A 6,759-nucleotide genomic window follows, 5' to 3' on the forward strand; every position below is an offset into this window, starting at 1 on the left:
ATCCAGTGCCACCTTCGCTTTTTGTTGCCCGCTGAAACTGTTTCGTTTTAATTCGTTCATATCCTGCCTTCGTTGTTCAGTGCAGGATACTCCTTAAACTATTGTCCGGATTTCCGGGTCCACTATAAAACTCATGCCGGCATGCCTGAAGGCTGACGCTGCGGCAAAGATGAAAAACACTATTCAGTTCGATATTTCGAGCCCGATGTACTTGCGTATCGATGATGGAAAATGCAGCGCCCATGACGGCGTGGCCGAGGCCCCCGATGTGGCGTTGACGATGGCGGACGACGATCTGAAAGCATTACTCAAGGGCGAGCTTAACGGCGCCATGGCGTTCATGAGCGGCAAGCTGAAGTTGAAGGGCGACTTAATGCTGGCGCAGCGGATTCCGTCGCTGTTTGACGCCACTAAATTTCCTGCTGCATAAAAATTAAAAAATCCCGGCCAGCAATCTGCAGCGGCGCTCTTCGCCGGTGCTGGTGGAAATTTCAGAAACACATCAGCCGACCTTGTTGGCTGATAAAAAAAGCGCTTACTGTTTTAAGTAAGCGCTTTTTTTATATTCGCCGACCAGATTTTATTTTCTCATCGGCCATAACAAGTTGGTTGTTATGCGAAATTCTTCGAAGCGAATTCCCAGTTAGCCAATGCCCAGAATGCTTCCAGATATTTTGGACGGGCATTGCGGTAGTCGATGTAGTAAGCGTGTTCCCAGACGTCGACAGTGATCAATGGCTTAGCGTCAGTAGTCAATGGCGTCGCTGCGTTGGAGGTCGACACCAGGCCGAGCGAACCATCAGCGTTTTTCACCAGCCAGGCCCAGCCGGAACCGAAAGTGCCGACTGCAGTCTTGGTCAGTTCTTCCTTGAACTTGTCGAACGAATCCCATTTGGCGTTGATCGCATCTGCCAATGCGCCGGTTGGTGCGCTGCCGCCCCCCTTGCTTTGTGGCGCCAGGCTGTGCCAGTAGAAAGTGTGGTTCCAGATTTGCGCCGCATTGTTGAAAATGCCACCGGACGATTTCTTGACGATTTCTTCCAGTGAGGCGTTTTCGAATTCGGTACCTGGGATCAGGTTGTTCAGGTTAGTCACATAGGTTTGGTGGTGCTTACCGTAGTGAAATTCCAGGGTTTCTTTGGAGATGTGCGGTGCCAGTTCATCCAGGCCGTACGGCAGGGGCGGGAGAGTGTGTGCCATGGTGTGTGTCCTTCCTATAGTTTTATTGGGAATACAAGAATCTGTTGTGTGGTTAATTGCTTCGTTTGAACAGCTTCCGGGAAAGCTATTGTAAAGCCCTTTATCTATTCCATGCAGCGACCTGACGATTTCTATTGTTTTCACTAATTTGCATCTACTCTAAAGTCGGCTGGACGCTTTCTATGCCGACCTTGGCACTGCCTTCGGCCAATTGCACTGTAACAAAATGCCTTGGCTGTAACGCCAGCGGCGTGCGAATAACTTTGCCCTTGGCATCGGAGACGATGGCGTAGCCTCGTTCCAGCGTGCGCTGCGGATTCAATAATTCCAGTTGAGCGTTGAGGGCCACCAGCGTGTGTCGGCCGAGCCGGCTATGCGCGATGCTCGCACTGTTGAGGCGACGGCTCTGTTCGAGCAGTTTGCTGCGGCGCGCTGTGGTATCCGGCACCTGTGCCGATAAACGCGTGCGCAGGTTCAGCAGCGCATAGCGGGATTGAGTCAGCGGGATGCGGGTGGCGTGCAGCAGCCTGGCCTGCAGGCTTTGCAGCTTGAGACGCTCGTGAGTGATAGTGGTGGCGGGGCTGATAAGTCGTCGGTTCAGCCAGTCCAGAGTCTGGCTGGCCTCGTTGAGTCTGCGTTGTATCGCGCTGGTAAGGTCGTCTGCATGGGCGGCCAGCATCGCCAGCCAATCGGCGCGTGCCAGCGTTGTCAGTTCTGCGGCTGCGGTCGGCGTGGCGGCGCGCAGGTCAGCGGCGAAATCGGCAATCGTGAAATCGGTTTCGTGACCGACACCTGAAATTACCGGCATTGGCGCCGCGACAATGGCTCGCGCTACGGCTTCATCGTTGAAGCACCATAAATCCTCGATACTGCCGCCGCCGCGGCACACCAACAGCACATCGCACTCAACGCGGGCCGCCGCAGTGTTGATGGCGCGTGCAATTTTTTTCGCAGCGCCGTCGCCTTGCACCGGCGTTGGATACAGAATCACGCGCACGTGCGGCGCACGCCGCACCAGTGCGGTCAGGATGTCGCGCAGCGCTGCCGCCTGCGGGCTGGTGACGATGCCGATGCATCTGGCGAAAGGTGGCAGCAGCCTTTTGCGGGCCGGGTCGAACAAGCCTTCGGCTTGCAGTTTTTCCTTCAGGCGCAGGAAGGCTTCATACAGGTTGCCGATACCGGCGCGTCGGATCGCTTCGACGCTGAGTTGATAGTCGCCGCGCGGCGCGTACAGAGTGACCAGCGCCCGCACCTCGATCTTATCGCCGTCGCGCGGGACAAAGCCGACGTGTTGAGCGCGGCCCTTAAACATTACAGCGCGTACCTGGGCGGCATCATCTTTGAGCGTGAAATACCAATGACCGGAAGCGTAGCTTTTGAAATTCGATACTTCGCCGCAGACCCAGGCCAACGGAAAGCTGCGTTCCAGCATCCGCGACACTGCCTGGTTCAAAGCGGAAACGGTTAACACGGGTGGCCCGCCTGTGCGGTTGTCGGTGGCGCTGGAGAGATTCATGCGAGCTTTCGATTTACTGATTGGTCAGAAGCGCCGACATTGTAAAGCACAGTTGCTGCACATTGATGTAAAAGTGAGGAAAATCAAAGGCTTGTCCTGATCGCAGTGTGCTTGCACACAAGCTTATCCACATAATCTGTGGGTAAGTCTGAATCATTGCTGTGCTGTGGATATTCGTAAATATCGCCATGTCAAAACAACCATGAATAACTGTTGAAGAGTCTCATCATTGTCAAATAATCGCCCTTAAACTGCTGCTAAATGGGTATTTGACCAGATCCGTCACATGACTAAAAACTTGTTTTCAATCAAGGACTTCGCGTGAATCGAGTGTGTTTGTTCACAAAGTTATCCCCAAAATCTGTGGAAAACTTTTGCTGCGCAGCGTCTGAAAATTCTGCCCGTTTTTCAAGCAGTGTAAAAAATTCCTTCTAAATCATCGGCTTAAGTGTCGATTGCAGTACTTATCCACAACCTTGCTCACATAATGTGTGCGGAACTCCGGATGCTGGACGGCGCGCCGCGTAGTCTCGATCAAAATTCACCGGTTCGGCGCTGCGTACGCTTGCTCGTAACGCCTCAACAAGTTACATTCTGCATCCATGCAGATGAACCCTTCATCTGCTGCAGTCGCTATCGATCCCGACGTCACCAAGGAGTTTCTTTTGTTTGCCATTATCCAAGCAGCGGGCTGGCCGATCTGGCTGTTGCTCATTGCCTCTATTATTGCCACGGCATTGATTATCGAACGCCTGGTCTATCTGCGCCGGTCGCGCATTTTGCCGCCGCAACTTTTGCAGGAAGTGATCCGGGTCTACCACAACGGCAAGATCAACGCCGAAGTTCTGACCAACCTGGAAACCAATTCGCCGCTGGGTAAAGTGCTGGCTGCCGGTTTGCGCAACGTGGACGTACCGCGCGACATCATGAAGGAGTCGATCGAAGAAGCAGGGCAGGCTACCGCTCATGAACTGGAACGTTTCCTGACCACGCTTGGCACGATTGCCTCGCTGGCGCCGCTGATGGGGCTGTTTGGGACGGTGGTAGGGATGATCGAAATTTTTGGCGCAACCAATGGCGCCGGCGCCGATCCGGCGCAACTCGGCCACGGCATTTCGGTGGCCCTGTACAACACCGGTTTTGGTCTGGCGATCGCCATGCCTGCGCTCATTTTTTATCGCCATTTCCGTGCGCTGGTCGATAGCTTCATCGTCGACATGGAGCAGCAGGCGGTAAAGTTCGTCGATACCGTTCATGGGGCGCGGAAGTAAAATGAACTTCCGCAAAGGCAAGGGCCGTGACGACCCAGAAATCAACCTGATCCCGTTCATCGACGTATTGTTGGTGATCGTGATCTTCCTGATGGTCACCACCAGCTACAGTAAATTCACTGCACTACAGATCACCTTGCCCACAGCCGATGCCGACAAGGCAGTGCAGCAGCCGTCGGAGATCAACGTCGCTGTCAATCCGCAGGGGCAGTACGCGATCAATAACGTACCAGTATCGTCCAGAGATGCAGCGGCGTTAGCATTGGATTTGAAGAGCGCAGCACAAGGCGACACCCAGTCCGCTTCGGGTAAAGCCGATCCTGTCGTGATCATCAACGCCGATGCGCTGGCAACCCACCAGACCGTGATCAATGTACTGGAAGCGGCGCGTCTGGCCGGTTTCGACAAGATCACGTTTGCCGCCCAGACCAGTGGCCACAAATAAGCCAACGCTCCGTAACACTACCGAATCGATCCTGGGCGCTGCCTGGCAGCGGCGCGGTGTACTGGCTTGCTTGCTATGGCCGCTGTCGTTGCTGTTCCGGCTGATTGGCGCCCTGCGGCGCGGTTTGTACGCGGCGGGGGCGTTGCGCAGTAAGCGTTTGCCAGTGCCGGTGATCGTGGTCGGCAATATTTTTGTTGGCGGTACCGGCAAGACGCCGCTGACGATCTGGCTGGTTCAAATGCTACGCCACGCCGGTTACGGGCCCGGGGTGATATCGCGTGGCTATGCCGCACCATCGGCAGATGGTAAATCATCGGTGCAGCATGTTACGGAAACTTCACTGGCGCTCGACGTTGGCGATGAACCGCTGCTGATCGCTATGCACGGACAATGTCCTGTGGTGGTCGGACGCGACCGGGTTGCCGCCGCCGAGGCGCTGCTGCAGGCGCATCCCGAAGTCAACCTGATCTTGTCCGACGACGGCTTGCAGCATTACCGTTTGCAGCGCGATATTGAAATCATGTTGTTCGATTCACGCGGCGTTGGCAATGGCTGGCTGCTGCCAGCCGGACCGCTGCGCGAACCGGCATCGCGCCGGCGCGACTTTACGATAGTCAACGCAGCGTTGATCCCGTCGTCCATGCCAGCCGCATCAATCCGTATGCAACTGGCCGGTGAGCACGCCGTGCAGTTGGCCGATCCGGCCCAGCCCCGCTCGCTTGCTGATCTGCGCGATCCGGTATTGCGGCTGGCCGCGGCTGCCGGCATCGGTAATCCGCAGCGCTTTTTCTCAATGCTAAGCGACGCGGGGCTGGTGTTCGACGCGCTTGCCTTGCCCGATCATTATGATTTCTCCGACAATCCTTTTGCCGCGTTGACGGCCGATCTGATTCTGATCACGGAAAAGGATGCAGTAAAATGTCGACAAATACAAACTATCAAGCATGACCCGCGGATCTGGGTCGTGCCGGTGATGGCGCAGATCGATCCGGCGCTGTCGCATCAAATACATCAAATTCTGGAGAAACTCCGTGGACATCCGATTGCTTGACATCCTGGTTTGCCCGATCTGCAAAGGTCCGCTGCAATACGACAAGAAAGCCTTGGAGCTGATTTGTAACGCCGACAAGCTGGCCTATCCGATCCGCGACGGCATTCCGATCATGTGGGCCGACCAGGCACGCGACATGAATGCCGCGCCGGAACTGGCAGCGCCAGCGGCACCGCGTTAAGTAATCAGTAAGCGATATTTTTCTTGTGAAATCGTTAATGCCTTTTACCGTCATCATTCCTGCACGTCTGGCCTCTACCCGCCTGCCCAACAAGCCCTTGGCCGATATTGGCGGCAAGCCGATGATCGTGCGTACCGCAGAACGCGCTGCGCTCTCTGGCGCGACGCAAGTCATCGTTGCCACCGACCATGCAGAAATCCTGGCAGTGTGTGCCGAGCATGGCATTGCCGCGCGCCTGACGCGCACCGACCATCCTTCCGGTACCGACCGCATCGCTGAGGTGGCGGCCGCACTCGGATTGGCGGCAGATGCGGTGGTGGTCAACGTGCAAGGCGATGAGCCAATGATCGATCCGGCGCTGATCGCGGCAACCGCGGCGCTGATCAGCAGCGAGGTACCGATGGCGACCGCCGCGCACGCGATTGACGCAGCGGCTGATGCCTTCAATCCGAACGTGGTCAAGGTGGTGCTGAATCAGGCCGGGCGGGCCCTATATTTTTCACGGGCAACTATCCCATGGCATCGGGACGGTTTTGCCCATACCCGGCACAGCTTGCCGCCAGCATACGCGCCGTTGCGTCACATCGGCTTATATGCCTACAGCAATAATTTTTTGCAAATTTATCCGACGTTGGCGGTGTCGCCACTAGAGCAGATCGAAGCGTTGGAACAGCTGCGGGTGTTATGGCACGGCTATGCGATTGCGGTTCATATCGCGGTTTCACCTCCCGCCGTCGGCGTTGATACGCCGGAGGATCTGGAGCGAGTCAGGCTTGCATTTAGCGGGTCCTCTGGCGGTGCATGAGCGCCGCCACAGCGCAGCAATTCAGGGTTTGCGCCATCGATGTGAAAACAGAAATAGTGTTGCGAACCGGCTGTTTGGTAAAATTGTATGGTAAGTTTCATGCAAAGATAGCGATATGTAGATAAAAGCATATCGGGAGACGTTGCTGCGCACACCATCAAGCGCGCCGTCGCCACTGAGCTTCCCCCGAAATTTAGTCTTCCATAGGTAACGTAAAATCAACGATCCTTTGGAAAGACCAGCAATGAAGAAGATACCAAAACAGATGTACACGGCGGAGTTCAAGGAGC

The 6,759-nt window shown here is 55.6% G+C and carries 9 protein-coding genes; 6 read left to right on the top strand and 3 right to left on the bottom strand.

Going from position 1 to position 6,759, the window contains the following annotated elements; translation table 11 throughout:
- The first annotated feature begins 133 nt into the window (after positions 1 to 133).
- Entirely contained in the window at positions 134 to 430 is a 297-nt protein-coding gene (locus tag ACIQ0R_RS10255) for an SCP2 sterol-binding domain-containing protein (RefSeq protein WP_395826852.1), read from the top strand.
- Positions 431 to 612: 182 nt separating this feature from the next.
- On the opposite strand, the gene sodB is transcribed toward ACIQ0R_RS10255, so the two are convergent.
- Together sodB and xseA are read right to left on the bottom strand one after the other, a co-directional pair.
- The gene (gene sodB / locus ACIQ0R_RS10260) at positions 613 to 1,200 is read right to left on the bottom strand and encodes a superoxide dismutase [Fe] (RefSeq protein ID WP_395826855.1); all 588 of its coding nucleotides are present in this window, start codon (positions 1,198 to 1,200) and stop codon (positions 613 to 615) included.
- Positions 1,201 to 1,354: 154 nt separating this feature from the next.
- Entirely contained in the window at positions 1,355 to 2,716 is a 1,362-nt protein-coding gene (gene xseA, locus ACIQ0R_RS10265; protein ID WP_395826858.1) for an exodeoxyribonuclease VII large subunit, read from the bottom strand.
- A 665-nt stretch (positions 2,717 to 3,381) separates the two neighbouring features.
- Between xseA and ACIQ0R_RS10270 the strand changes: the two genes are divergently transcribed.
- From ACIQ0R_RS10270 to kdsB, 5 genes are read left to right on the top strand one after another with little or no spacing between them, the layout of a single operon-like run.
- The gene (locus ACIQ0R_RS10270; protein ID WP_395826874.1) at positions 3,382 to 3,987 is read left to right on the top strand and encodes a MotA/TolQ/ExbB proton channel family protein; all 606 of its coding nucleotides are present in this window, start codon (positions 3,382 to 3,384) and stop codon (positions 3,985 to 3,987) included.
- A gap of 1 nt (position 3,988) precedes the next feature.
- Positions 3,989 to 4,432 (top strand): ExbD/TolR family protein, encoded by a 444-nt coding sequence (locus ACIQ0R_RS10275; protein WP_395826861.1) that lies wholly within the window; start codon positions 3,989 to 3,991, stop codon positions 4,430 to 4,432.
- A complete protein-coding gene (gene lpxK / locus ACIQ0R_RS10280) occupies positions 4,419 to 5,483 on the top strand; it encodes a tetraacyldisaccharide 4'-kinase (protein WP_395826864.1) in 1,065 nt (354 codons plus the stop codon). Before ACIQ0R_RS10275 ends, lpxK begins: the two co-directional genes overlap by 14 nt.
- The gene (locus ACIQ0R_RS10285) at positions 5,464 to 5,664 is read left to right on the top strand and encodes a Trm112 family protein (protein WP_395826866.1); all 201 of its coding nucleotides are present in this window, start codon (positions 5,464 to 5,466) and stop codon (positions 5,662 to 5,664) included. Before lpxK ends, ACIQ0R_RS10285 begins: the two co-directional genes overlap by 20 nt.
- A gap of 37 nt (positions 5,665 to 5,701) precedes the next feature.
- The gene (gene kdsB, locus ACIQ0R_RS10290; protein ID WP_395826868.1) at positions 5,702 to 6,469 is read left to right on the top strand and encodes a 3-deoxy-manno-octulosonate cytidylyltransferase; all 768 of its coding nucleotides are present in this window, start codon (positions 5,702 to 5,704) and stop codon (positions 6,467 to 6,469) included.
- A gap of 21 nt (positions 6,470 to 6,490) precedes the next feature.
- Here the strand turns inward: kdsB and ACIQ0R_RS10295 are convergent.
- A partial coding sequence (locus tag ACIQ0R_RS10295; protein WP_395826871.1) for a hypothetical protein occupies positions 6,491 to 6,759 on the bottom strand: 269 nt, incomplete at its 5' end.

This window comes from Collimonas sp., assembly GCF_044339385.1.
GTDB lineage: Bacteria > Pseudomonadota > Gammaproteobacteria > Burkholderiales > Burkholderiaceae_D > Collimonas.